The 26106-nt window shown below is 68.8% G+C and carries 22 protein-coding genes and 3 pseudogenes; 10 read left to right on the top strand and 15 right to left on the bottom strand.

Features of this window, described 5'->3' with window-relative positions:
* Positions 1-135 precede the first annotated feature (135 nt).
* Positions 136-1389 (bottom strand): helix-turn-helix domain-containing protein, encoded by a 1254-nt coding sequence (locus tag ACWCPY_RS37880; protein WP_451272906.1) that lies wholly within the window; start codon positions 1387-1389, stop codon positions 136-138.
* A 127-nt stretch (positions 1390-1516) separates the two neighbouring features.
* The gene (locus tag ACWCPY_RS37875; protein WP_451272904.1) at positions 1517-1711 is read right to left on the bottom strand and encodes a hypothetical protein; all 195 of its coding nucleotides are present in this window, start codon (positions 1709-1711) and stop codon (positions 1517-1519) included.
* Positions 1712-2409: 698 nt separating this feature from the next.
* Here ACWCPY_RS37875 and ACWCPY_RS37870 point away from each other — a divergent pair.
* Positions 2410-2958, top strand: coding sequence for a DUF4262 domain-containing protein (locus ACWCPY_RS37870; protein WP_451272902.1), 549 nt, complete (start codon positions 2410-2412; stop codon positions 2956-2958).
* Positions 2959-3003: 45 nt separating this feature from the next.
* On the opposite strand, the gene ACWCPY_RS37865 is transcribed toward ACWCPY_RS37870, so the two are convergent.
* A complete protein-coding gene (locus ACWCPY_RS37865; protein WP_451272900.1) occupies positions 3004-4596 on the bottom strand; it encodes an ISL3 family transposase in 1593 nt (530 codons plus the stop codon).
* A 552-nt stretch (positions 4597-5148) separates the two neighbouring features.
* Between ACWCPY_RS37865 and ACWCPY_RS37860 the strand changes: the two genes are divergently transcribed.
* Positions 5149-6342, top strand: coding sequence for an Ig-like domain-containing protein (locus tag ACWCPY_RS37860; RefSeq protein WP_451272898.1), 1194 nt, complete (start codon positions 5149-5151; stop codon positions 6340-6342).
* Positions 6343-6520: 178 nt separating this feature from the next.
* Here ACWCPY_RS37860 and ACWCPY_RS37855 read toward each other — a convergent pair whose 3' ends face one another.
* Positions 6521-6691: a hypothetical protein gene (locus tag ACWCPY_RS37855; RefSeq protein ID WP_451272896.1), complete on the bottom strand. Its 171-nt coding sequence runs from the start codon at positions 6689-6691 to the stop codon at positions 6521-6523.
* 209 nt (positions 6692-6900) lie between these two features.
* On the opposite strand from ACWCPY_RS37855, the gene ACWCPY_RS37850 reads away from it, so the two are divergent.
* The 4 genes from ACWCPY_RS37850 (at position 6901) to ACWCPY_RS37835 (ending at position 9873) form a co-directional block, all read left to right on the top strand.
* Positions 6901-7506 carry a hypothetical protein gene (locus ACWCPY_RS37850; RefSeq protein ID WP_451272894.1) on the top strand — a complete coding sequence of 202 codons (606 nt, stop codon included), beginning with the start codon at positions 6901-6903 and terminating at the stop codon, positions 7504-7506.
* A 333-nt stretch (positions 7507-7839) separates the two neighbouring features.
* On the top strand, positions 7840-8349 hold the full coding sequence (locus ACWCPY_RS37845; RefSeq protein ID WP_451272892.1) for a hypothetical protein: 510 nt from the start codon (positions 7840-7842) through the stop codon (positions 8347-8349).
* Between the two features lie 232 nt (positions 8350-8581).
* A complete protein-coding gene (locus ACWCPY_RS37840; RefSeq protein ID WP_451272926.1) occupies positions 8582-9103 on the top strand; it encodes a zinc finger domain-containing protein in 522 nt (173 codons plus the stop codon).
* Positions 9104-9384: 281 nt separating this feature from the next.
* Positions 9385-9873: a DUF6924 domain-containing protein gene (locus ACWCPY_RS37835; protein ID WP_451272890.1), complete on the top strand. Its 489-nt coding sequence runs from the start codon at positions 9385-9387 to the stop codon at positions 9871-9873.
* Positions 9874-10119: 246 nt separating this feature from the next.
* Here the strand turns inward: ACWCPY_RS37835 and ACWCPY_RS37830 are convergent, their stop codons facing one another.
* Positions 10120-10317: a hypothetical protein gene (locus tag ACWCPY_RS37830; RefSeq protein ID WP_451272888.1), complete on the bottom strand. Its 198-nt coding sequence runs from the start codon at positions 10315-10317 to the stop codon at positions 10120-10122.
* A 141-nt stretch (positions 10318-10458) separates the two neighbouring features.
* On the opposite strand from ACWCPY_RS37830, the gene ACWCPY_RS37825 reads away from it, so the two are divergent.
* A complete protein-coding gene (locus tag ACWCPY_RS37825; RefSeq protein WP_451272886.1) occupies positions 10459-11457 on the top strand; it encodes a phosphotransferase family protein in 999 nt (332 codons plus the stop codon).
* 134 nt (positions 11458-11591) lie between these two features.
* Here the strand turns inward: ACWCPY_RS37825 and ACWCPY_RS37820 are convergent, their stop codons facing one another.
* From ACWCPY_RS37820 to ACWCPY_RS37795, 6 genes are all read right to left on the bottom strand, one after another.
* A complete protein-coding gene (locus tag ACWCPY_RS37820) occupies positions 11592-12515 on the bottom strand; it encodes a hypothetical protein (RefSeq protein WP_451272884.1) in 924 nt (307 codons plus the stop codon).
* A gap of 80 nt (positions 12516-12595) precedes the next feature.
* Positions 12596-13888 (bottom strand): ATP-grasp domain-containing protein, encoded by a 1293-nt coding sequence (locus ACWCPY_RS37815; RefSeq protein WP_451272882.1) that lies wholly within the window; start codon positions 13886-13888, stop codon positions 12596-12598.
* Entirely contained in the window at positions 13885-15036 is a 1152-nt protein-coding gene (locus ACWCPY_RS37810; protein ID WP_451272880.1) for a glycine amidinotransferase, read from the bottom strand. The genes ACWCPY_RS37815 and ACWCPY_RS37810 overlap by 4 nt, the downstream gene beginning before the upstream one ends.
* Before the next feature lie 29 nt (positions 15037-15065).
* Positions 15066-16040, bottom strand: coding sequence for an aspartyl/asparaginyl beta-hydroxylase domain-containing protein (locus tag ACWCPY_RS37805; RefSeq protein ID WP_451272878.1), 975 nt, complete (start codon positions 16038-16040; stop codon positions 15066-15068).
* Between the two features lie 15 nt (positions 16041-16055).
* The gene (locus ACWCPY_RS37800) at positions 16056-17462 is read right to left on the bottom strand and encodes a preATP grasp domain-containing protein (protein ID WP_451272876.1); all 1407 of its coding nucleotides are present in this window, start codon (positions 17460-17462) and stop codon (positions 16056-16058) included.
* Between the two features lie 77 nt (positions 17463-17539).
* On the bottom strand, positions 17540-18703 hold the full coding sequence (locus ACWCPY_RS37795; protein WP_451272874.1) for a cytochrome P450: 1164 nt from the start codon (positions 18701-18703) through the stop codon (positions 17540-17542).
* A gap of 370 nt (positions 18704-19073) precedes the next feature.
* On the opposite strand from ACWCPY_RS37795, the gene ACWCPY_RS37790 reads away from it, so the two are divergent.
* A complete protein-coding gene (locus ACWCPY_RS37790) occupies positions 19074-20393 on the top strand; it encodes a helix-turn-helix domain-containing protein (RefSeq protein WP_451272872.1) in 1320 nt (439 codons plus the stop codon).
* Between the two features lie 60 nt (positions 20394-20453).
* Here the strand turns inward: ACWCPY_RS37790 and ACWCPY_RS37785 are convergent.
* The 3 genes and pseudogenes from ACWCPY_RS37785 to ACWCPY_RS37775 all read right to left on the bottom strand — a co-directional run.
* Positions 20454-21515 (bottom strand): annotated as a pseudogene (locus tag ACWCPY_RS37785) (IS630 family transposase).
* A gap of 597 nt (positions 21516-22112) precedes the next feature.
* Positions 22113-22637 (bottom strand): S1 RNA-binding domain-containing protein, encoded by a 525-nt coding sequence (locus ACWCPY_RS37780; protein WP_451272870.1) that lies wholly within the window; start codon positions 22635-22637, stop codon positions 22113-22115.
* 324 nt (positions 22638-22961) lie between these two features.
* Positions 22962-23150: pseudogene (locus ACWCPY_RS37775) on the bottom strand (IS5/IS1182 family transposase); the annotation flags it as partial.
* A gap of 75 nt (positions 23151-23225) precedes the next feature.
* Here ACWCPY_RS37775 and ACWCPY_RS37770 point away from each other — a divergent pair.
* Positions 23226-25007: a hypothetical protein gene (locus ACWCPY_RS37770; RefSeq protein WP_451272868.1), complete on the top strand. Its 1782-nt coding sequence runs from the start codon at positions 23226-23228 to the stop codon at positions 25005-25007.
* Positions 25008-25014: 7 nt separating this feature from the next.
* Here the strand turns inward: ACWCPY_RS37770 and ACWCPY_RS37765 are convergent, their stop codons facing one another.
* Complete coding sequence (locus tag ACWCPY_RS37765; protein ID WP_451272866.1) at positions 25015-25377, bottom strand: hypothetical protein; 363 nt, start codon at positions 25375-25377, stop codon at positions 25015-25017.
* 313 nt (positions 25378-25690) lie between these two features.
* On the opposite strand from ACWCPY_RS37765, the pseudogene ACWCPY_RS37760 reads away from it, so the two are divergent.
* Positions 25691-26106 (top strand): annotated as a pseudogene (locus ACWCPY_RS37760) (transposase); the annotation flags it as partial.

Genomic DNA, 26106 nt, shown 5'->3' with positions numbered 1-26106 from the left:
GACACGGCTGCGCCCTGGGCCAGGACGCCTTTCCGGGCGCGAGACATCTGATGCCGGGTGAGTTCCATGGGCTGGGGTGCGGGGGATGAGCCGGTCCCGGCAGCCGGCTCATCGGTGCACGTGGATGGGCACGGTCTACGTGCTGGCCCATGTGGTGGCGCCGTGGATGGGGGTGGGCAGGGGGCGTCGTTGTGTGGTGGGGCGGTTGGTGGTGGTGGCGAGGATGTTGTTGAAGGCGGTGATGAGTTCTTCGAGCCGGTGAGTGGTTCCCTGGCCGGGGGGCTGTGGTTCCGGGGCTGGGTTGGGGGTGGTGGGTTCGGTCGTCGCCTGGTGCCAGAGGGGTTCGAAGTAGGTGTACTCACCGTCGAGCGCCTGGACGAGCAGCTGGATGTCTTCCAGGGTGCCGGTCGTGGTTCCGTTGAGGAGGCCGGCGATGTGGTCCGGGGTCAGGAGATGTCCGCTGCTGACGGATATCCACGGGGGGGTGGGGCTTCCTGCCCGTCGGTGCAGGTAGCGCAGGGCGGAGGTAAGGGTCTCGGGCTGGGATTTGCGTCGGTTCCGGGCGTCGGCGTCTTCCCAGATCTTTCTGAGGACCTCGGGGTCGGCGCCGCAGGCGCGGGCGATGGCCGCTGTCGCTTCCCAGCTGGGGAAGCGCTCGCCGTTCATGGCCCGCGACAGGAAGCTGGGGGAGACCTTGGTCTTTTTGCTGAGCGCTCGCAGGCTGTATCCGGAGGCACGCTGGAGGTTGCTCAGCACGCAGGCGAAGTCCGCCGGCCGGGCAGTGGAGCCGGTGTCCGGGGATGGTTCGGCGTTCTCGTTCTCGTCCTCGATGTCGGTTTCGGTGCTTGTGTGGCCGAGGGAGGCGGCCTGCATGGCAAGTGGCTGGGGCGGGAAGGGCTCCGCCGGTGCGGCCGCGGGGATGTGCCGGGGTGCGGGCCGGGTGGCGGGGCCCTTGGTGTGAGCGCGGGTCAGTGCGCGCTGCACGACTGAGGAGTTGTACTTCTTGCGCACGGTGTCCCGGTTCATACCGAGGAGCCGGCCTATCACCTCCCACGACGCGCCCAGGCGCTTCGTGCGGCCCACCACGGGCGGAGTCAGCTGGTCGAGGCGCCGCTGCAGCTGCAGGAGGAGTTCCAGCGGCTTCTCGACTGCCGTGGCCGGAGTACGCAGAGCATGCTGCAGGTCCTGGATCTCCGCGCACGCTGCGTCCAGCTCGCGGTGAAGGAAGTGGTCGAAGTCGGAGGTATCGGGAGGCAGTCCCTTGTGGCGCTCGGTGTGGGCCGCCTGCCGGCACTTGGTGCTGCAGTACTCGCCCGGGCGCCCGGTGTGCTGCGGCGTCCGCCGGCCCCCGCACTGCTTACAGCGATCCGACGAAAATGTGTTCCCCATGGTTTCGCTCTCTGCCAGAACGGCCCCGGGCGACGAAAGGGATTCCGCCGCCCGGGAATCGTGATGAAAAGCGGTGCCGCACGGCCGTTTCGTCGGAGAAACACCCCGGGGCACTGCTGAGAGTCCGTCAGCGGGACTTCGAACTGCTGCGCGTACTCATCCATACGACGAGCGCCCACAGGGCCACAGGGGCCAGCATGAGGGCCAGCGCCGCGTATCCGGGCGATCCGGGGACGACGAGCAGCGGCGGAACGGCGATGCCCGCGGCGGCGGGGGCGGGCTGGGGGGTGTTGCCCGCGGCTGCCGCACTGTTGACAGACATGTTCTCGGCCGCGACCTGTTTGTTACTGTCACCTGCGAGTCGGCGCCCGAGGCGTTTGACTCGGAACCGATCCGGGGACGAAGGCATAGAGACCTCCTGGGTCGACATCACATTGGGAGCGCGGGCCCGGATCCGTGAGAAGAGCGGGTTCGCGCTCCGTGAGCGTAATGACACGCTCTGCCCAATGCCATTCGGGCAAATGCTCACATTTCCTATAGAAGTCCGGGCCGATCGGACAGTTTCGTCGGCATCAGGCGGGCAATCGGCATGCAATTCCGATAAGAGCACCAATTCGGGCCATGATCTTGGTATTCGGGCCCCGACCCCCACGGGATCGCCGAGGGCTCCACCCCTTCCAGGACCCGGCGGCCACCGGCCATGTCGCCCCCAGCGATAGCGGTCGCCCTCGGCGCGATCGCGACTTCTACCTCCAGCTACCGCCCGATGCCTCATCTGTCCAACAGCGCCAACGGCGAGACCCCGGAGACGAACGCCGGGCCGCGGACTGGGCACGGCTCAGGCGTCGGCCTCCGGCTCGTGGAGCTCCGGCCGCGTGGTTCCGTCGCCTGGCTTCATACGTGAGTTGCGGGTTCTCACAGATCTTGGGGAGTTGTTGCGGAGGGTGATGGCGCTGTTCGATTGAGAGGGGTCCAGACCCCGCGGGCTCGACGTGAGGGCTCACCTCGTACCCTCCGCACATGAGTGATGATCCGTTCCAGTGCCGCTGTGTCCTTTGCCATGACTACGGCGACCGGGACGAAGCGGACCGCATGGATCTGACGGTCATCGACCATGTGCAGCAGCACGGATGGCACGTCGTGATGGTTCCCGAAGACGAGATCGGTCCTGGATTCGCCTACACGATCGGCCTCGCGCACACGCATGGCGGACCTGAACTCGCCATGTTCGGGCTCGATGTCCACGACATGCACCGCATGCTCAACACCCTCGGAGAGAAGTCCGCCGCGGGCAAAGTGCTGGCGGACGGCCAGAGCCATCCTGATGTTATCCACGGGTATCAAGTCGCGCTCAGGCAGGTCGATCGCAGCTGGCACCGGACCTTCTTCGGGCAGGCCATCGGGTTCTACCGGCGGCCACCTCTCCCCGTGCTGCAAGTCGCGTGGCCTGATGTCGAGGGCCGTTTCCACTGGGATGGGCAGGCTGACGAGAGGCATCGCGACTCACAGCCTCAGTTGTGGCTTCCTTCGCGTGACCATCCTGTCGGGATCTGGACGGCCGAACTCTGATCTCAAGGGGTCGGGAAGTCGGCGAGCCGGCACCCGGGCGATGCGCTATTGAAGCAAGATCATCTTGCGTAGCAGTTCGAATCCGACCCGGCCGTAGAGCTGCCGCTTGATCTTCTTGATGCGGTTCACGGCGCCCTCGATGCTGCCGGAACTCCAGTCCAGAGTGAGGCCGGCAGCCACGGCGTCGAGGTCCCGACGCAGGTGCAGTGCGAAGCCGGCGAGCCCGAGCAGCCGGCTGGCGTCGACTGCGTCGATCCAGGTGGGGAGCGTGGCGCCGAGGCGGCCGGTGAGCATCTCACCGAAGTCCCGGACGTGTCCAGACACCGTGTCCAGTTCGGGGCAGCGGGCCAGGACGTCCTTCAGACCGGCCCGGTCCTCCTCGCCCAGGGCCGCGGGGTGCTGGGTGAGCCAGCCGGTCACCTGCCGCACCGTCGGCGGCCGTGGCGGGGCGGCGTACGGAATCCCGCGCAAGGTGGCGATGTGCGCGCGGACCATGCCGTAGGTGACCGGAGCCTGCTCAGCGATCAGCTCGCCGTGGAGCCGAGTGACGCTGGTGCATCCTTCAGTAAATCGCCGTTCCAGGTAGGGCTTGTAGGGGTCCAGTCTGCTGGGCCGGGGCCGGTTGTCGCGGATGGTGTCCTGCCAGCGTGCGGCGTTGGCGTACCGGAGCACGGTGTTCAGGCCCCAGCCCAGGTGCCGAGCGATCGCCCGGCGTGAGTGGCCCTGGGCGAGCATTTCGTGGACCAGGGCATGGGCGGCCTTCTTGCGCTCGGCCCGCCGACCGACGGGCTCCGCGTCGTCCTTCAGCCGACCGGGAGCCCGTTCGGTGGCCTCCTGCTGCATGCCGCTGGGCGTCGGGGTTCGCAGGCAGTCGCGGTGGGCGGCGACGCAGGTCTCCACGGCGCGGCCGAGGCCCTGCCACAGATGGAACCGGTCGGCGACCTGCAGAGCATCGGGTGCACCGCGCCGGGCGCCCTCGGCGTAAGCGCCCGCCCGGTCCCGGCAGATGATCTCCACGCCGGGGTGGCGGTCCAGCCAGGCGGCCAGCGGCCCGGCTTCACGCGTGGGAAGCACATCGACCACGCGACGGTCTTCGACGCTGGTCAGAACGGTGGAGTAGGTCTGGCCGCGACGGATCGCGAAGTCGTCCACGCCCAGCACCCGCGGCGTGCTGTACCGCGGATCGGGCAATGCCATGACCCTGCGTAACAAGGTCATCCGTCCCGCGCCGAAGCCCAGCTGGGCGGCCAGCCGGGCAGCGGCCCGCCCGGCCAGGGCGAGCCCCACCCGCTCCAGGGCACGGTTGAGCCGCGAGGTGAACCGCGCGTATGGCGCGGCCAGCCGGGCGAACGGCTCGGCGAACGTCCGGCGCGGGCAGTCCGCTGACCCGCAGATGAAGCGCCGGACCGTCAGCCGGATCACAAAGCCCTGCTCAGCGAGCGGAAGGTCCTTCAGCCTGCGCTGGTAACGATCGTGGACCCGGCCCGAAAAGCGGCCGCAGTCCGGACACGCCGCCCCGGCCGCGCGGCCTCTCGCCACCACCTCAACCGTGCCAAACGCGGCCGTAACCGCCTCGACCTCCACATCATTGATTCCGTCGAACACCAGCGAGTTCCAGAACGGTGCATCGGTCTGCATGCCCAGCACCATCACCGTCCACTGCCGGCCAGAGCAGCGAACGGAATGCACCTGAGGGAGCGTCACTTATGGCTGTCAGACGCCAAGGCGTACGCCGTCTCGCACGAGCCAGACTCCTCGCAATCGAACATCGAGATAACGCTCCGCGACGGCTCCCCAAGATCTGTGCCAGAGCCGAGTTGCGAGAGCATCTGTTGCTCGGGGACGAGAGCACCCGATGCTCCAGTCGCGCGGGATCGCCGAGTTTTGAGAGCACTCGAGTGCTTGCTTCGAGACCGTGATCGTGATCTCGGACTCGGGTGGGGCCGAAGGCCGGGCCCGGGGACCCGCTGGTGTGAACCGACGGTGTGTCAGGCCGAAGGCGGGCCGTGGCCCTGGCCGGGTGATCCACAGTGGCGGAAGGAAATACCCCGCCGAGAGGCTCTCTTCCGTCTTCTGGAGTGGATCGTGACGTTCTCACTGTCGGATGCTGCCCGCCGGTCGGATCCTGGTGCCGGGCCTCGTGCCGGTTCGGCCGTCGGTCGGGGCCGGGCGCTGGCCGTGGCGGCCGGCGTGTTCTGTACCGCCGTCATCGCTCCGGTGGCGCTGTCCGGGGCCGCCCACGCGCAGGGCACCTGCACGGTGTCCGGCCCCACCACCACCTGCACGTTCGCCTTCACCGGCGCCGAGCAGACCTTCACCGTGCCCAGCGGTGTCACGCATGTCGACGTCATGGCGATCGGCGCCGGCGGCGGCGTGGAGGACAACGGCGTGAGCGGCGGCCGGGGCGCCCAGGTGTCCGGCACGCTCACCGGGCTGTCCGGCGGGCAGACCCTCTACGTCGAAGTCGGCGGCACCCCCACCAACGGCAGCGGCGGCTCGTGCGCCAGTTTCGCCCAGTGCGCCGGTGGCTTCAACGGCGGCGGCAGCACCCGCTTCGGCGGAGGTGGCGGCGGGGCCTCCGACATCCGCACCCTGCCCGGTACCACCCCCCTGACCACCACCGACTCCCGCCTCATCGTGGCCGCGGGCGGCGGCGGAGCCGGCTGGGCTGGCCAGTGCACCGGAAGCCCGGGCGGAGACGCCGGTCAGCCGGGCGCGGACGCGACCTGCAGCGGAGGAGACGGCGGCGGGGCGGGCACGTCCACCCACGGCGGGACCGGCGGCACCGGCGGGGGCGGGGTGTTCGGCGGTGGGCCCGGCACGCTCGGTGTCGGCGGCACCGGCGGCGGCCCGGGCAGCTCCCTGACCGGTGGCGGCGGAGGCGGGGGCTACTACGGCGGAGGCGGCGGCGGCAACATCAACCCCTTCATCACTCCGAGCGGCGGCGGGGGTGGCGGAGGCGGCGGCTCGTCCCTGGTCCCCACCGGCGGCACCGGCCCCACGGTGACCAGCGCCGCCGCGGGCATCACCATCAGCTACCTCACCCCGGGCAAGCCCGTGACCACGGATCTGGTCTCGCACCCGCACCGGACCCCACGAGTCGGTCAGAGGGTGCAACTACGCGATTCGGTCTGCCCCACCGACACGAGCGCCACGACAAGGCCCACCGGAACCGTGACATTCACCGACACCACGACCCACACAACCCTGGGCACCGCCCCCCTGAGGCCCTTCCGCCGGAACTGCGCCGCCGCGATGGTCACCACCTCGTTCCAGAGCGCCGGCACGCACACCATCACGGCCGTCTACAGCGGCGACACCGTCTACCAGAGCAACAGCAGCAACCCCGAAACCCTCACGCTGAAGGTGCTCCCACGCTGGTGACGCGGCAGCACAACCACTGGGCGCACCCCTACGGGCCCCTGCCGAACCACCACCCGGCGGGGGCCCCACGCGTCCCGACCCACCGACACGCCCCCGGGTGCTCTCGCTTCCCACCGACATCTCCCGGCACCTCGATCAAGAACTGATGCCAGAACACACCGACACCCGCTCTCAGCGCTCACCTACACAGCCAGTCACCAGGCGCGGTCTCGCGTGCGGCCTGTTCGTCGGTGGACCACAGGGCGCGTGCGAGGAAGTACAGGGCGACCATCCCGGCGTAGATGAACCCGCCCCAGCCCAGGATCAGCACGAAGATGTTCGCGTTGCTGAGGGGAGAGCTGTAGGCCACGCCCTGTCCGGTGGTGAACAGCCACGGGAACCAGGCTGAGCGGACGAAGCCCGGGTCGGCGTGCCGGCCGCCTCCCTGGCGCCATGCGAGCAGGGGGACCGTTGCGAAGCCACCGAGCCCTGGTAATCGTACTGTCCGGCTTCCGCGAAGGTGAGTCGATCCGGCACTCCGAGCTCTTCCCGGCCCTGCGCGTCCGTGGGCTTCCCGTCGTGCGGATCGCCGAAGTTCTCGACCGTCTGGGCCTGTTCACCGACGACCGGGCACCTGCAGTCGACCGGTGGTTGGAGCGAAAACTTGACGGGATGCCCCCGGGCATCCATCGCGCCGTCGAAGCCTGGATCCGCACTCTCCTCGACGGTGGCCCGCGGTCCGAGCCTCGCTCCCGGCACACGGCATGGGCCTACCTGGGCGAGATCCAGCCGGTGCTGCTGGAGTGGTCCAGCCGCTACGACCACCTGCGAGAGGTCACCCGGGAAGACATCATCGCGGTCCGGAACGCTGTCACCGGCAAACAGAGCGCGAGCCGGATCGTCGCGCTGCGGTCGCCGCTCCGGCACGCGAAGAACAACGGCCAGATCTTCCGCAACCCCACGATCCGCATGCGTGTCCCGCGACAGACCGGTGGCGTCCTCCAAGCCCTCGTCCAGGCGGACATCGACGAGGCCATCGCCACCGCCAGCACCCCAGACATCAGGCTCATCGTCGCCCTGGCCGCCGTCCACGCGGCACGGCCGAAGATGATCCGGACGATGCAGCTGGACGACGTCGACCTGGGCAACAGGTACCGTCGGCGGCCACGTCCGCCCACTCGATGACCTCACCCGCCGTGCCGTCCTGGACTGGCTCGACCACCGCCGCAGCCGCTGGCCGAACACGGCCAACCCTTACCTGCTGATCACCCAGAAGACCGCCGTCGAACTCGGCCCGGCCGGCAAGCTCTGGACCACCCGAGCCATCCGCAACCTCACCGTCACCCTGGAACGGCTTCGCGTCGACCGACAGCTCGAAGAGGCCCTCACTCACGGCGCCGACCCGCTCCACCTCGCGCTCGTCTTCGGCATCGACGAGAAGACCGCCATCCGCTACGGCGACGCCGCTCGGCAGCTTCTAGCATCAGAAGCCGAGGAACACCACGAGAGGTCATAGGCATGCGCATCTCAACCGACGACGGCCGATTCGGTCTGATCTTGACCCCAGCAGGTGACCCCTGGGATGCGCGCTTCTTTCGTTTCCAACTCATCGTGGACTCGATCATCATGGGCGATTCAGAGCCCTGCATCCTCGGCTCGATGATGCTGACACTGCAGAACATGGCCAGGCTTGAGGACCCGCGTCTGGCCCAGCCCGACGCTGACCCTGCCGCGACGCTGTCCGTGTTGCGCTCCGATGCCGCCCTAAACGATCCATCGCTGCTGGGAGCCGCCGAGTCCCTCGACCATTGCCTGGTCCGCGGGTATGTCCACGGCACGAACGCGATCGTGATCGGCGAGCCCGCCGAACCGCCCGTGGGGACGCGCACGCCCCACGTCGCAGTCATGTCGCTGCACGACTTTCAAGCGGTCGTCGCAGCCGCCGCCCACTACTGGGAAGAGGTTCAGTGCCTCGCTCTGGGTGGAGAAAGAAGTCGAATCTCGCCGGACGCAGGTCTCCCTACTTGATCAGGCTGTGGCCGCTCAGAAGATCAGCCAGGTTAAGAGCTTGATCGCGCAGGCTAAAAAGGCCACCAAGGTTGACCAGACCGGGGAGGAGAAAGAGGCGATCCGTGCAGCTGTTGACTACCTAGCGGCCGCGATTCCAGCCGCGATCGACCGGTTGAATACTCTTCTCGAAGAAGTGAGCCATATTCCAGCCAACGGCGACCCAGAGCTGCTGACCAGGAAGGTCCAGCAGATGTCCCGAGAGGCTGACGAACTTCGCAGGGTCGGAAGAGGCGTGCCACACCAACGCGCCCAGCTCGCCTTGTGGGAGGAACGCCTCAGGTCGCTCCTCGTTCTGCCACCCCGCTCTCCGACGCCAGGTCCGTTGCACCAGCTGGTCGGCCGGGGGTACTGGACCACGAAGATGTGTCCGCTCTGCGCGGCAGATCACGGACAGCAGTGCGTCATCCTTGACGGCCCCCGTACGGGGCAGTTACGAGGGACGCCCCATGCCGACCGGCTGCGGCTGCTCATCGGGGACATCGAAGAACGCCAGACGGAGGGAAAAGAAACCCGGACTGTGTGGCAGGCGTACGACGTTACCTGCCCTGCCTGCCAGCAAAAACCAGGGGCTTGGTGCCGAACCTCCGGCAGACCACATGCACTACGGTCCAAACGTGCCGCAGATTTCACTCAGCAGAAAAGACAGAATTCAGAGGAAAATAACGATCAAGGACGTATCGATCAGGCTGCACCCAGCGCTCCGGGCCGATAATTCCGATTCGTGGGGAGAGTGACGGAATGGGCACAGGGCAACGTCATTCAGTAAGTCTGTCCGATTTGATCACGTGATGTCGAGGTGGCAAGGCCCCGGTTCGTCGCGGACGTGGTGGCGGAGGTCGGCGGAACTGCTGGTGCGTCCGCTCAGACGGAGGGCTCTTATGGCCAGGTTGCGCAGTCAACGCCCAGGTGGAACGCCGGTCCCATGGGACGTGGCAGACGGTCCATGAGACAGTCACGGCACGGTTCACCGATCGTCACTGAGAAGAAGGATTCATGGGAACGTTGCCTGCTGTCACCCGCCGCGATGAGTTCGATGCCTTGGTCGTCCGGACCGACTACCGCGACGACCAGGCGTGGCAGGACGTGTCGGTGGCGCTGATGGAGCCCTGGGGAGACAGGCAGTACGAGGCGCACGTCCACTTCATCAACGATCCGGCCTGGGCGGGGGCGACCGCCGACGAGGTACTGACCGCGGTCGGTGCTGATGAGGACCTGTCCGTCGTCTTCCTTGCCGACCGGGTGAGCATGCAGGCCAAACACCACCCGCTGCTGGCGGTCACCCTGCTGACGCAGGAGGACTGCGTGGACGATGAGGACTACGAGCAACTGACCGAGTTCGGCCGCGAGTTCCGCACCATCCCCGCAGGGGTCCACGAGGTCTACGCGAACCTGAGTATCGGCAACCTGGGCTTCGAGGAGTTCGCGGCATCGGCCCACGATGATCCCGAAGGCATCTACCGGCCCTTCCGAATGGAGCAATAGTCAGAATTGCGTCGTTCAGACGGTGTGTCCGGGGTGATGGGGCTTCAGGAGGACGGGGCCGGGACTGCAGGGTGGTCGCCGTGGCTGACGCTGAGGCAGGCACGGCTCCCGGTGATCATGAGGTGTCGAGTCCCTGATCACCACGACGGAAGACCGTGCCTGCCCACTCATCCTCGCTTATCCCGGGTTCTCTGGCTCAACTCACCGATGCCGCACCGGCCGTCCTCGATGATCGGCGGGTGGTAGTCAGCAGGTGACCTGCTGGACGGAGACCAGTTCGCTGTTGGCGTGTCGGCAGGGCCAGCGGTTGGAGAGCGGGTCGACCGCGGGCGCCGCTGCCGGTCTCGGCGAAGGTCGACAAGCGGATCGACGCCGCTGATCGGTGCGCTCCAGCAGCGCGGTGAGGAACGCCTCCAGCGCCGCCAGGAGGCCCAATGCCCTCACGAGGTCGGTGGAGCCCGCGATTGTCAGTCAAATGGCGATGGCACCGATCCCCGACGCCTGCGGCGCTGTCTCACCAGGATGGCTGTACTCCGGCCGTACCGCCGTACGCGGTGGATGTGACGAACGGCCAACAAGCGGGGCATGCTGAGCGGCATGGACTTTCAGCCGGTTGAGCGCGCCCCGGAGGCGTTCCAGCAGTCACTGACAGCGGAGGAGATCGGGAAGGTCTGCCGACGGGCCTTCGGAGGCACCGCCACGCCAGTGTCCGCCGTCGAGCTGGGCACGGGTATGTACAACAACGTCTACCGCTTGAGGCTGGCCGGCCGGGAGCAGCCGGTGGTCTTGCGGATTGCGCCGGAGGAGGGCCGCCAGTTCCGCAGTGAGCGCCACTTGATGCGGAACGAGTATGCGAGCCAGCCCTGGCTAGCGGCTATCGCACCGTTGATGCCGCAGCTGCTCGCTGCGGACTGGTCGCACGAGGTGATCGGTCGGGACTGGATGATCCAGACCCATCTGGACGGCATTCCTGGTCCCGAGCATCTGGGAACGTATCCACGCACTGCGTGGCCGACGTTCTTCCGACAGATGGGCGCCATCGCCCGTTCCGTGCACGACGTGTGCGGCCCCCACTTCGGGCCCGTCAACGGCCCGGAGTACTCCACGTGGAGTGAGGCAGTGATCGCGTCGTTGGAGGAGATCGCCGCCGATCTGGACAGTGTCGGCCTGGACGCGGCTGACCTGCGCAAGGTCGCGGCGGTGGCCTCGCACGACTCTGCCGTGCTCGACGAGGTCACCGAACCGAGGCTGCTGACCGGGGACCTCTGGACCGTCAATGTCCTGATGGCCCCGGCAGCCCCCGAGCCGACTATCACCGGAGTGCTGGACTTCGATCGCACGTGGTTCGGCGACCCAGCCGCTGACTGGACCATCCGCATGGCCACGGCCAAGGCGGACCAGCGGACCGCGTTCTGGGAGTCCTACGGAGCCCTGGACCGTTCGTCCACCGCAGTGTGGCGGGCGCGGGTGTACGAAGCCCGGCACCTGGGCGCGATCCGCCTTGAGCGCCACCGGTTGGCGAAGGCGGACTCGGTTCGCGAGAGCTACGGCGCGATGGCCGAGGTGCTCGCTGGTCTGGCTTGACCGGGCCTGCTCCTGGCTCGATACGGATGTGGACTCGCCGGCCCTGGCACGTGAGTTGATCAGGAGCCGTACGGTCGCGTACCCGTGGAGCAGTGGAGGCGGGCACGCTGGCCCGAACTGATCGAACTTGAGGATCAGGCCCGTTGGCCGACAGTGGTAGTGGCGATGCTCTGGGTGGCACGTAGCTCGCTGACAAACAGGGCTTGTGTCTGGGTGTAGGCACGCAAGTCGATGTCGTGCAGGAGTAGGGGCGGTCTGGGCAGCAGTTGGGCGCCCGCTGCGATGAGGAAGGTGCGGATCGTCGCGTCGGCGCCTCGCTTCTTGCGGGGAGCCTGGTACAGGAGATAGGCCGCCTGGAGCCAGGCGGTCAACGCCTCGGTTGGGGTGGTGCGGTCCCGGGCAAGCAGGGCCATGGCCTGGCGGAAGATCGTGCGGCGGTGAGTTCCTGGCGCACTGGAGGTATAGATCAGGTGCCCGTCGGTGATAATGCGGGAAATATCTCCGCCCCGTGCTGAGATGCGGGCGGCGATCTCGGCTGCGGCCTGACATGCGGCATCACCGCGCAAGAGCCACGTCCCGTCCGCAGTTCGGCCGTCGGGCAGGGTGACGCGGTTGCACATGACGTCCGTACTCGGCGACCGGGGAAACCTTTCGGCGGCAGTCGTCTCGAACTCGCGCATGGTCCGGCTGGCCGGGGTCTCAGCGCCTCCCAGGTACGTGCGGGTGACCGGATCCCACGCGGCACCTTCCCGGAAACGCTCGTGGTCCCCGATGCGGAAGAGGTTGGGGGTGTCGTCGGTGACTGGAGTTCGAAATTGTTCCGCCCAGCGGGGGCTGTACCGACCGGTGCTGTGCGGGCTGGTTGCAGCCGCCTTGTACCTCCAGTCTTCCGCCGCTTCGAACATCGTGGTGAACGCTGCGACTCGGGAGCTGGTGTCGCGGGCCCAGCGGAGCGCTTCTCCCAGGACCTCGCACAAGGAGCGTGCCGTCTCGGCCTGCTGGTGGGCAAAGGCCAGTACGGACCGCTGGGCAGCCGCGTCGTTGGTACGCAGGAGCAAGGCTGGGACAGGGAAGCAGGCAGCCGTGATCACCGGAGCGGAGATAGGGCCATGCGTCTCCTTGGGAGTGGCTGGCCCGCTCATCGGTTCGCCCTCGCCGAGCTGTCGGAGACCGGGCGCGGTTCGCCGCTCGGATGCGGCTCCACTTGGACACGGATATGCCGCAATTGCGCTTCGGCCCGTTCCTCGACCTCGGCCGCACTCGATCCGGTGACCACGAACGACGCCAGCCGGTGACCGTTGGCTCCCGGCTCGTTGACGATGGCGCCGATCGCCGTTCGACACCGGACGAACGGCACTCCCGGCCCCGTTCTCGGAAGCCCGGACAGAGAGGTCAGCCGGCCCGCCCGCGGGCTGGTCACGAACCGCACGGTCGCATATCCGCGGGCGGTGGGGGTGAACGCGGCTGGGCGGCTGAGGGCGATGTCGAGCAGCGCCGACCACACGTCGATGCCCAGGGCGTGCTGGATCAGGACCCCGATCTGCCCGCCGGCAAGTCGGGCGCCGATCTCGATGACCGTGCACCGCCCGTCCTCGCCGACGATGACCTCGGTGTGCGAGGCACCGTGCCGGACGCCTGCCACCCGGATAGCTGCTTCCACCTCCTGGTACACGGCCGCCTGCACGGCCGGGAGCAGGCTGATGGGGAGGCTGTGTCCCGTCTCGACCCTCCTCGCGCCGCCGGTCACCTGCTTCCGGGTCACCGCGAGGTGCGTCGTTGTGCCGTCCTGTGTGAGGGACTCGACGCTGTACTCTGCCCCGGCTGCATACGCCTGGACCAAGACACGCGAGTCCCCGCCGCTGGCGTACATGCCGACCACTGCGCGGGCGGAGTCGGCGGCCTCGGCCGCGCCAGCCGGGCCGTTCACCACTGTGACGCCTGCGGAGCCCGCTGCGGACAGCGGTTTGACGACGCATGGGAAGCCGACCCGCCGGTCCGCCAGGGCGGCCTGCAGCTCGGAGTCATCCCGGGCAAGGACCGTGTACGGGACGCGCACCCCCGCCGCCGTGAACGCCTCGGCCATGGCCGCCTTGTCCCGTGCTGCCTGCGCCCGGCCCGGATCGTTGCCGGGCACACCCAGCTCGGCGCAGAGCCGCGCGGCAAGTTCAGTCAGGTACTCGTTCACGGTCAACACCGCACCGACGCCGCGGCGGCGTGCGTACGCGGCGAGCTCGGCCAAGGCCCGGTCGGGCCGGGCGAAGTCCGTGACGATATGCCCGGCCAGCACGCCCGTCAGCCCCGGCCCGTAGCCCGTGTACGCCGCGGCGGTGGTCGCGGCATGAACCTTGTGCCCACGGACAGCCGCCGCCTCGGCGAGGAAGCCCGCCTCGGGGCCGGCCGCGTCCAGCAGCAGCACGCCCGGGAGAGTCACGACAGGTAGTCCTCGAAGCCGCCGGTGCGGTGGGTGTCCAGGGTGAAGCAGTGAAACCCGCCCCCGAACAACCTCCTGTGCCGGTGCCGCACGCGCACCACGTCGAAGGCCTCGGTCTCCAGCAGCTTGACCAGGCCGGTGCACTCCTCGTTGACCAGCACCGTGCGCTCGTCGACCGACAGAACGTTGAGGTCGATGTAGGGGCTGGTGAGGACCAGGTCCTTGTAGTCGTCGTAGACCGGGAACGCGCCCGGGTCCGGCTCCGGCGGCACGATGTAGCGCCACGAGCGCAGCGGTTCGGGCATCAGGTCTCGGATGCCGTCGTGCCGGGCCAGGAACACCCCCGCCTTCAGGGCGAGGACCATGCTGTCGATGTGGTTGTCCGCCATCCGCCACACCCGGTGGACGCGGTACCGGTCGCCCAGGTGCCGCTGAACCCATTCCGCGCCCCGGCTATGGTTCTCCTGCGCGATATTGACGACCAGGTCGCGGCCCAGCCGCAGTACCTGCGCGCCGTCCAGCATCATCTCCACGCCGACGTCGTACGGGCTCGGCTGCGGGTCGTCTATGGCCTCGGTCGGTCCGCCCAGCGTGGTCGCGGTGTCACGTGCGTACGACAGATCGAAGCTGATGTCGGTGAGGGTGGGGCGGGGCATCGTCGTCCACCGAGCGCCGTTCTCCCAGTAGCCGGTGAAGACGGTGGCGAGCAGGCGGGTCTCCAGGTAGCGGGAGCGGATCGCGGGCGGCGTCTCGATGATCTCGTTGCCGAGGATCAGGGTGTTGTCGCGGATGTTCAGCGCCGGGGTCGGGGCGGCCTCCCAGCCCAGGCCCGCGATGGCTTTCGCGTTCGAGGGCAGGGGCAGCGGCCGGTGTACGACTACCCCGAGTCCGGCGAGCGTGGCGGCCAGTGACTCGACGTCCTCGTGCAGTTCCTCGGCGTACCGCTTCTTGATGGTCCAGCTCTCCCGGTGGCCGGCCGTTGCCCGGGTCAGGCGTGGATAGGCCCAGTCCGACCGGAAGCCCTTCAGGTTCTCGTGGTGGAACAACTCGAAGCTGACGTCGCGGTCGTGTCCCACGTAGTTGGCGGCGGACCCGACGACGACCTCCTTGAGCGGGGTGAAGTCGTCGTGGCTGTTCAAGCGGAGCATGGGGTTCCTCTCGGGCGTGGTGGGGCGGGTCAGGGAATGCGGGGAGCGGCGGTCACGTGCCGGTCGGCGAGTGCGCGGCCTCGGCGGACCCGCAGGGTCAGGCCGCCGCCGTCGCTGTCCGGCTGGAGGGTGCGCTGCTCGCTCCAGCCGGAGAACCGGAACTCGGTGCCGCTGGCTGGGACGAGGGCGAGGGTGCGCCCTGCGATCGTCAGGGCGAGGATGTTGTCGGCGCCTTGGTCGATGCGGGCGGGGATGAGAGAGCCGTCTAGCGGGGCGGGCGCGTCGAAGTCCGCGAACCCGGACGGCAGCAGCGCCTCGTACGGCAGCCCGGCGGGCCAGACCGGGCAGGCCGGGGCCGGGTGGTTGAGGAGGACCTCGCCGTGGGTGAGGAGTTCCTGCCAGGGGCCGGGGAACCAGGCCGCGAGGTCGGGGGTGAGCAGGGCGTCGATCACGACGTGGATCCGGGTCACCGTCTGGCTGGTGTTGCGTACCAGGTGTTCGCGGGAGAAGTCGCCGTACCAGCAGGTGCCCGGCTGCCAGCAGTGTTCGACGCCGTCCAGGACGAGCACGGCGCCCGGGTCGGTGACGACGGGAATGTGGAGACGCACGATGCCGCGGTCCAGGCGGTACTTGGGGTCGCAGTGCGGGTCCGAGACGGCGCCGGGCCCCAGTGCCATCAGCCGCACCGCGTTCAGAGGGGCCGGGACGGAGTCCAGGATCTGCGCGAGGTAGGGCAGCTCGTCGAGCCAGCGCGTGGCCGCGAACAGCTGCGGGCCGGGGCCGCCCGGGTCGGTGCGCTCCGGATCACCGCCGAGGCTGCGCAGCGGCAGGACCCGCCAGTCGATGGCAGCCGCCTGTCCGGCCTGCCCGCCGTAGGTGTGGGTGCGTTGCACGTTCCAGGTGTGCGAGGTGACGGCCGTGAGTTCGGCGACGAGCCGGCCGGAGTCGAAGACGCGGAGGAGCCGGGTAGCTTCGGCTGGCGCGGTCAGTGAGGTGGTGGTCATGAGTGGGGCTTCCGGTCAGGAGGAGAAGGACACGGCGCCGGTGCCGATGTGCTGGCTGGCGTCGTAGGTGCCGGCGGGCACGCTCGCGAACCGCGCGTTGAGCCGGTCGAAGCTGCCCGCGTGGCCCTCGGTGGGGTCGTAGGCGAGGCAGAACACGAACTGCACCGGCTCGCCGGGGGCGAGCGGGATGGCGGGCATCGACACGATCACCCCGGTCCGGGTGGCCGGGTCGTACGCAAGGTCCAGCTCGTCGAGCGCGGCCAGGAAGGCGGTGAACGAGGGCACCGCCCAGGTGGGCGGGACGTGGTACTCGACCACCTGTCGGGCCGGTTCGGCGACGATGTCGACGATGCCGTGGGCGATCGCCTGGTAGATGTGCAGGCTGCCGGAGACTTGGGCGTTGACCTCCGTGAACACCACGGACCCGTCGGGCAGGACCAATGCGTCCGCGCTTAGGTGCCCGCGGTAGCCGAACGCCCGGTACGCCTCGGCCAGCCGGGCGCCGCCGTCCAGGAGCGCCGCCCGCGCCGCCTCGGTGACGCTGCCCAGGGGCACGACCTGGTGGCTCAGGCGCCGTCCGACGTACAGCAGCCGGCCCGCCTCGGTGGCGCGGGTGCCCTCGTCGGAGGCGTAGTGCTCGGAGTACACAGCGTCGGCGCCGGGCGCGAACTCCTCGATGACGACCGGCCAGCGGCCTTCCCCGCTCGCCCACGGCCACCGCTCGGCCCAGTATGCGGCGACGCCGTTCGGGCCCGGGGTCAGGTGGTGCAGGTGCCGGGCCCCGACGTGGTCCACGGCCATCTCCGTGTCGCGCACGAGCAGCTGGTTGCCGACCCCGGCCCCGTTGTGGGCCTGCTTGACCATTACGGCACCGGGTGCGGAGCATTCCAGCAGAGCGTCGGTCGCCTCGATCGCTTCGGTGCGGCTGCGGCAGACCCGGCCCGGCAGGATCGGCACCTCGGCCGCCGCCGCCAGGGCCCGGAAATTCGCCTTGTTGTTGCCGATCTCCCCACCGCCCTGCCCGAAGAACGCGGCGCCCGGGAAGCGGTCGGCCACGCCCAGGACATCGGCGAGCCGCGCCACGGCGGCCGACGGCCACAGCGCGAACACCTCGCTGACCGCGCCGGCCCCGGCCGGACCGAGCGCGGACCGCACTCGGTCCACGAACGCGGGGACGGTCAGAGAGGCGGGGGCGAGCAGCCTGTCGTCCCACGCTCCGGACGGTGTGGTAAGCACGGTCAGCTCTTCGCGGTTCACGCCGGTATGGGCCAGGGCGTAGTCGACGAATGCGGTGTCCGGCTCGCAGCAAAGGATGAGCAGGTCACCGGGGCGGGCGAACCACAGCAGGCGCTGCGTCCAGGCCCGCATGTCGCCGCGCTCGCGGATCGAGGGATCGATGTGGTTGCCGATGAGGATGCGCACAGTGGACTCCTGAAGACGTGGGCGGACACCCGGCCGAGCGGCGTGCGGCACCAGGGCGGGCGGTGAAGGGAACGGGATCAGGGAATGAGGTCGGCGGGCAGGGTGTCGAAGGCCCGCATGGTCGCCGTGCGGCGCCGGACACCCTCGCCGGCGGGTGTCAGGCGGGAAGGGTGGTCGTTCAGGGCCGCGATCAGGGCGCGCAGCCCCGCCTGGGCGACGGTTGTGCCGATGCAGGAGTGTGGGCCCCACCCGTAGCCGAGGTGGCGGTTCGGGGTGCGGTCCAGCACCAGCTCGCTGGCCCGCGTGAAGGCGGCCGGGTCGCGGTTGGCCGCCGCGAACAGGGGGACGACCTTCTGCCCGGGGGCGATGTCGACGCCGCCGATCCGGCAGGCGCGTACCGTCGTGCGGGTGGTGCCCTGCACCGGACCGTCGTAGCGCACCAGCTCGTCCACCCCTGTGGCCAGCAGCGCCCCGTCCCGCATTCGCTCCAAGGCCCCCGGGTGGGTGAGGAGGGTGTTCACGGCATTGCCGATGGCTGCCGCCATCGTGCTGTAGCCGCCCTGGAACATCACCCTCGCTGTGTTCTTCACGTAGAGCTGAGTGAGCGCGTCGGGCACCGCGGCCTGCCGCACCCGGGCCAGCAGGCCGGGTCGGCCCGAGGCCGAGAACCAGGAGTCGACCAGGTCGCTCAACTGCCGGCGGGCGACACGGCCCGGCTCGACGAGCGCCGGGTTGAGGCCGCCGTCCATGCTCCGCATGATCGCGTCCGACACCGCGGCGAACTCCCCGTACGGCGGGGGTTCGACACCCAGCAGATCGGCCACGACCGCCACGGACAGCGGAACCGCAATCTCGGCCACCACGTCGAACGTGCCGGCACCGGCAAGCTGGTCGAGCCGCTCACCCACCAGGAGGCGGGCACGATCCTCGACCCCGGTCAGATCCTGGGCACGCAGCGCGGTCATGAACAGGGAGCGCACTGCGTTCTGCTGGGGAGGGTCGAGCGTCTGCACGCTCAGGCTCGGCTCAGGCACCGTGCCGCCGGAACGCCGCGGGTCTCGGGCGAATGCCTCGTGGTCACGCAGCACCCGCACGCAGTCTGCGTACCGGGTCAGCGCCCACGAGTTCATACCTTCGTGCCAGAACACCGGCTCGCGGTCCTGCAGTTCGGCCAGCACCGAGTAGGGATCGCGCAGGACATTCGCGTCCAAGGGGTTGTAGCGGTCAGTCACAGACGGCATCGCGGGTCCTTCCAGAGCGGGAAGGACGGGCCCGCCCCATCAGGCAGGCCCGTCCCGGGATTCCGGTGCTCAGTGGTCGTACGACATGGCAGCCCCTCCCCGTGCGTAGACAACGGTGGACGTTTGGCAGTGGCGACGACTCCGGTTCGGCTCACGCCCGGTGGGCGGGGCGATCCAGCCCGGTGGGCGGAACAAGGCCGTAGGGAACGGATTCGCCGCCGTGTCCCGCCCAGTCACACGGGTGCCGGGCGGAACACGACGAGTACAGCCGCTGTCGGCCTCGGTGCCCAGAGGAAACCCCTATCCCCGCCCTATCCCCGGTCTCCCCGAACAGCTCTCCCAGGCACGGAGCGGGTGGTGCAATGGGTGGGTGGACGATGAAATCCGCCACCCCCTCGCGTATGCCAGGAACGAGCGTGGATGGCCGCAGGAGGAACTGGCCCGCCACATACGGCAGGCCGCCAAGCGGCGCGGCCTGCGCTCGGGCACCCGAGGGTCACGGGTCTCCAAGTGGGAGACCGGTCGCGCGACCCCCGACGAAGACGAATCCCAGCCGCTCATCGCCGAGGTGCTCGGCATCGACTACGCGGCCGTCGCCCATCTCGGCTGGCCCAACTGGCTCCCGGGCCAGGACAACCCGTTGCCGCTGGGCCCGCACAACGTCGTCCCCTCACTCCGAGAGGCCCTGATGTGCTCCCTGGACCGCCGGTCGTTCATCGCCTACACCAGCGGCTCGCTAGCTGCTCTCGCCCACCAGTGGACCGTCACCGAACCCGGCCGGTTCGCGCGTCTCACCACGCCCGGTGAAGTCGATGCCGAAATGCTCGGCTGGCTGGAGGAGACAGGGACAGAGCTGATCCGCCTCGCCACCGAACGCAGGCAACGCACCCGTCATCTACTCAACGCCCACTTGACCACCGTCACCGAATTCATCAGCGAATCCCGATACACCCCCACCGCGGGGCAGCGGCTGCACACCCTGGCTGCGTCCCTCGCACAGGCCATCGCCTGGCAGCACTTCGATGAACGCCGCCACGCCTCCGCCGGCCGCTACTGGCACGCCGCACTCCACAACGCCCACACCGGCCACCAGCGAGACCTCGGTGCGGGCATCCTGTCCGACCTCGCATACCAGCTGCTGTGGCTCAAGGACGCCCGCACCGCCGCCGACATCCTCGAACACGCCATCCCCCGCACCCAGCACCCCGCCGCGCGGTCACTCCTCCACCTACGCCAGGCCCGCGCCCTCGCCGTTCTCGACGAGGGCGGCCTATGCCGCCGGGCCCTCACCGCCGCCGAGAAGGCCCTGGACACCCCGTCGTACGACCCCGCGCCCGCCTGGTGCTCGTGGATGTCGCATGCCGACCTGGCTGCGGACAGCGGCCGTTGCCTCGCGAATCTCGGTCAGCGCCGCCAGGCCCACCAGCTCATGGACGAGGGCATCACCCTGCTGCCCGCCACTCGTTCCAAGACCAGATCCGTGTTCCTGACCTATCAAGCCGAAACCTACCTCCGACACGGTGAACCCGAGATCGCTGCGGCAACCGCCACCCGCTCCCTCAACCTGGCCAGCCGGATCGAGGCGCCCAGGTGCGTAACGATGGTGCACGACCTCGAACCGGAACTGTCGCGATACGCACACCTGGCCAGCGTTGGCGAACTCCTCGAAGAACTCCGAGCCGTTAGCTAAATCACCGACATCAGCTGTCGCCCCTGCTTACTGAGGTTGAACTCGTGGTGTCGTCTGCGGTCAGGGATTGATGGTCAGGCCGGTCTCGGCGAGGCAGCCGTCTATGAGGTCGCTGCGGTACTGGATGTGCCGTAGGCCGCGTCGGATGCGCTGGACGAGGTGTCCGGGTGTGGTGAAGGCGACGTTGGAGAGCCAGCCGCGTCGCAGGAGGGACCAGATCCCTTCGACGGGGTTGAGGTCGTGCGTAGGGCGGCAGGTAGTAGATGGTCAGCCAGTCCCGGGCTTCGGCGAACTCCCGCAGTCCGGCGGCCTTGTGGACGTTCAGGTTGTCCCAGGCGAGCACGATCGGGCCGCCGAGTTGCTGGTGGGCGGCGATCAGCAGGTCCCGGTAGTCGCGCCAGGAGAAGCTCTTGCGGTCGTCGTGTTGGCCGTCGTCCCGGCGTGGTCGGTAGATCAGCCGGGATCGGCGGCCGGGTTTATAGCAGGTCAGCGCGGCGATGGACACCCGTCTGCGGGACCGGCCCCGCACCCTCACAACCGGTGTCCGGCCGCGCTGTGACCAGGTCTTGGCCTGCGGCGGCGTCATGGAGAATCCGGCCTCGTCCTCGAAGACGAGCCAGGCCCCACTCACCGCCGCGAGTCTTCCGCGCAGGGCCATACCTCCTTGACCCACCCGGCCACCGTGTCGTCGTCCCGCTCGATTGCGCGTCGGGCCGGGACCTGGCAGGACCAGCCGTTACGCACCAGCAGCTTCCGCACGCCCTGGATGGTGTAGCTCATATGGAAGCGCCGACCGATCACCGTCTTGATCCGCGCGAGCGTCCATCGCTGGTCCTCCCAGCCGTGCGCGGCCGGCCCCTTGGCCAGTTCCGCCTCCAACTGGGCGAACTGCTTCTCGCTCAGCCTCGGCAGCGACGCCGGCCCCTGCGACCGCAGAGCCCGCGGACCGCCCTCGTCCCACGTCCGCCGCCACCGCTGCACCGAGCGAACGCTGACCCGCAGGTCCTGGGCGATTGCCGAGCTCGCCTCACCCCGGGCGAACCTCTCGGCCGCCTTCCGCCGTAACTCCTCGCGGAACTACTGCCGTTCGGCGGTCAGCCCGCCCCCTTGTGGATACCGCATGCCCTGGTGATACCGCAGGGGCGACAAGCTGTCAGCCCCTACGACTCCACGAGTTCAACCTCAGTAACACAGGAAGCGAATCTGTCGGTGAGTGATGAGGCAGCAGGCGAGTTTGAGGGCGCGCGGCCCCGCCGACGCGCGAGGGACTGGCCGGCCGCCGATCCCCGAGGCGCTCCGCCCGCGCCGCCCCCATCCTCTCCATTTCGGCAGTTCGGGCGGCAGGGGGTGCGCAGAGGGGGATGTCAGCACCCCGACCACACCTCTACAGGAATGGTGACCTGCACAAACACCCGAAACCGTGGAGAGAGGGGGCAGCAGATAGTGCAGGAGATGCTGCAAGGGATGACGCAGGAGATCCCAGGCCTGAGGACCTGTCGGCGTTTTCGCGCGGGCAGCTGCTCGGCGTCAGCGGTGCCCAGGAGCGCATTGTGCTCGGTCCGCTCGGCGGACAGCAGTCGCGGGCGCGGTGCCGGCTCCGTGCTCCTGGTCGTGCTCGTCGTCGGCCCGGTTGCTGAGCGGGCGTCTCTCCCACACCCGCGCCCAGCAGGCGGCGCCGAACACAAGGTGACCTGCGACTTCACACTGATCCGATATCGATCACGAGCGAAGGGACAGCAGGATCCGGCGTCTGTATAGGTCGATTCCAGTGACTTCGACCATGACCTCGTCGCCATACCGCAAGACGTTCTCAGGCTGATCCGCATTGCGCTCTGCGAGCTCATGCATCGGGACTAGTCCCTTGAAATTCTCGTGGACTTCCACGAATACTCCAACGCTGAAGAAGACGTTCTCCACGCGACCCGGAATCACGCGACCGAACTGAACGCGAGCGAACTCCTCAAGCGGATCCGGATGAAGCGCCTTCAGTGAGAAGGAAGCCTGTTTCCGCTCGATATCGACGCCCAGCACCACGATGGTGACCTGCTGTCCGACCTCCACGATGTCCGACGCCGCCTCGAAGTGAGTCCAGGCCAACTCGGTCACATTCACGAGTCCGTCGAGGCCTCCGATGTCGACGAGCACGCCGAACTTCTCGATGGACGACACCACCCCTTTGCAGACCTGGCCCGGCTCCAGCGTCTCCAGGATTGTCAGGCGACCTCGATCTGCCGTCTCCTCCACCCCGCCACCCCTTCTTCAACGGCCGAGTCTCTCACGTCGGACCATTGCGAGGGAGGCATCAGAGCGGCCTGAAGGTGGGGCCAACTCTCACTGTCACTTCCGGCCTTGAAGATCAGGAAGTGGAGCCCAGACTCGTTCGACGGCGCGTGGACAGTGATCAAGGACGCTCCAGACAGGCGGACGCCAGCCCGCGACCACCGAGTAGCGCCAGCCGCAGGCCGCTGCTACCTCCCTGCCCGCTGCAAACTTCAGCACGTCCGGACATCCCGCCGACGATCACGGCCAGGAAGTCCGGAGTGTGCCAGGACTGAGCGTTTTCCAACCTCACGCTGATGCGTGGTGAGGGACGGAGACAGGCTTGACGACGTCGGTGATGCGGTTGGTGCTGCGGCGGAGCTTCGCAGGAGGCGCCACCCCTTGAGGGTGCACCATGGCCTGCTCGCCGAGGCAGCGGATCTTGGCGTGGGTGGTGTTGTGGCGGCGCTTCCACCGCTTGAGGCGGCGGCCCCGAAACGTGCCCCCCCTTCTTCACCATGATGGTCGCCTTGGGCTACGGTCGTGCCCCATGTCTGCAAGGGAGTGGTGCTGATGCCCCGCCATGTACTGGCCGCGACGCGCATGGACGGCAGGGAGATCGCCCGCGAGGAGCGCCCCGCCGCGCCACCGCTCACCGTGGTCGCCGCGTACGGAGACCTCCATGCCTGCGAGTACGTGACCGTCTCCCAGGGGGAGTCCGTCGGGCTCTACGCCCGCGATCCCGGAGGCACGTGGGACGCTGTGAGCCCCGGGACCAACGCGGTGACTGCCGACGAGATGCGCCTGTGGTTCGAGCTCACCCACCACTACCCGGGCCCGGACGGGGCGGACCCGAGCCATCCGCTGGGCAGGGCCCCGCAGCCGGGTGCGGTCGGACGTATCGACGAGCGGCGCGCCATCGCCCTGGTCCAGGAGCACATCGCCACCGGCGGCCTGGACTACCCGACCCAGGGCCTGGTCGCGGATCGGTTCGCCGCGGGCTGGAGCGTATACGCGCCCGTCGACGTCGACGACAGCGATCCCATGGCCTTCCTCGACATGCCCGTCGGCCGTTCGGTGTTCATGGTCGGCGACACGGGGCGCATCAAGGAGGTCACCTCCGCGATCCCGCCCGAACAGGCCGCCGCCCTGTTCACCGCGGAGGAGGCCTTCGTACGGCGTCCGCCCGCCGAGGAGATGTTCATGAACGACCTCAAGGCGGAGTTCGAGCGCCTCGATGCCCGGTCCGGGCAGCCGGGCGCGATCACCGACTTCACCGTCGTCGGCGCCCCGCCCGAGGACGTGACGGCGGCCCGCGTGACCGCGCTGACCGACGAGATCGCCCGCCAGCTGGCGCTGTGCGGACCACAGCAGTGGGAGCGCATGGTGGCAGCATTCTCCTGCGCCGTCTCTGCCGAGACGGCCGATCTGCGCTTCTGGCAGCACGAACGGCCCATGGAGGCACGGGTGCCGGAGCAGATAGCACTCCTCGTACGCCGCCAGCGCCACCTCGCGGCCGCCATGCCGGCCGGACCGTGGCTGCGTCTGATGGTCGCCGTCACCAAGGGGCCCGGCGGCCAGGCCCAGGTCTCCACCCAGTACGACTACGGTGACGAGCGGCTCCCCGACGGGCAGTTGCTCGCCCCCACGCACTACCGCAACGACCTCGCCGCCTACCCGCGGACCGAGGTACCGGCGTGGCTGCGGGCCTATGCCGGGGCGAACGGCCAGCGCACGGCATCCCCGCACACGGCACCTCCGCGATCCGCCCCCCCGCGCCAGGAGGCCCCCGAGCGCCCCTTCGTGGACAGTCTGGTCGGCTGGACGACACACGTGGTCGCCGACCAGCAGCGGATCACGTACGGCGGTGACTCGCTGGCCTGGGAGGAGATCGAGTGGGTCCGGTATCCCGTCTCGCGGACCAAACACCAGGGCTTCCTGTTCCCTTCCATGTACACCAATACGTACACGTTCGGCGTGGGCAGATACGGGGACTCACCAGAGAGCCTGGGAAATCTGATCTGGAGCAAGGGCGGCAAGAGGGCCGAGGCCCCCGGAGCGTGGCGGGCCCTTGTCCAGTTCGCGCAGCGCGTCCTGGAACCCCAGCTGCTCGCGGAGCATCTCAACCTGATCCGGCGCGGCGGGTCGTTCCCCATCGGCGAGATGCGCGTGCACCGCGGCGGGCTCACGCTGCGCGGGGTCATGGAGGCCGATTGGGGTTCGATCACGGACGTCGAGGTCGCGAACGGCCTGGTGTGGATCCATGAACGGGGCAGGCAACAGCCGGCGAGGGTGTCACTCGGCAGCGCCAACGCCGTACTCCTGCCCCGCATCGTGGCGGCCATGGCCGGCTGAACCGCGGCTATCCGTGCAGACGCCCCGAGACCTGCGTGATCTCCTCGGCGCCCAGCGGGTACGGGCTGCCGTACAGCAGCGGACCGGTGACGACGGCGGGACCGGTGACGGGCGCCACGCCGTGATCGGACGCGAGCCGACTGGCCACGGGGTTGGGCGGGCCGGAGCGCGCCCGACCCGGGCCGTCCTCGGCGTACCAGAGGGTGAGCTCCTCGCCGAGCTTGGTGGAGCGTATGTGCTCCGAACCGAGAAGACGAGCGACCTCCTGCACGAGATCCATCCCGTACGACGCGGTCTTCACCTGCTGGATGCCCCTGTCGGACACGAGCAGCACGCCGGACGTCGCCTTGTTCCGCTTGAAGAGTCCCATCCCTTCACTCTATTGACGCGGCCACATCACCTGCCACCCTCTTCCCTGACCCCGTCACGCTTCTCGGGCCCCGTCACGCGTCGGCGCTTCCCCGCGCGCGGTGCTCCTGGCAATCCGCACATGCGGAGCCATGGATTTCGGTCAGCGGGGGTGAGCCTTCTCGAAGCTGGCCGCTGGACGAAAACCCGGGCGGTAAGGTGACCAGCGAGCCCGTCACGGCTGCTTCCATCGCGGGTGCCAGCGTGAGCCTGAGTGCGGCAAAGGCTGTCGCCCCCGTGCAGGAGGCGACCGCCGGAAGTCTGCCTAGGGTCAACGGTCCTGGGGCATCGAGGTGCCCCAGGTCATCGCCGACGGCGGCTACGGGGACACCGCCGCCTTCCGGCTCGGTCTGGAAGAACGCGGTCTCGACTACATGGTGGGCATCTCGACCACGACCACCGCGCAACCCGAAAACGCACAGACATGCATCCTGGCCTACTCCGGCCGCGGCCCACATCCGGTTCCTGCCTACCCCGAGCCGGCACAGAGGGTGAAGAGCCTGGTCATCGCGGCCGGCAAATCTTCCGCGCGGCCGGTGCAATGGAGGGAAGGATCACGGCCGGGCAGCGGCCGCAGCGGATTCAAGCGTATGTATTCGCGCTTCGTGGCCCTGCGGATCCGGCCCGCCGGACGTGAGATCCGCAAGGCCACAGCAGGCACCGAGCTTCCGGTCCGCTGGCTGCTGGCCGA

The sequence above is a fragment of the Streptomyces sp. NPDC002403 genome, from assembly GCF_053593015.1.
Note: the sequence above shows the minus strand (reverse complement) of the source record. Positions and strands in the feature narration are given on the sequence as shown.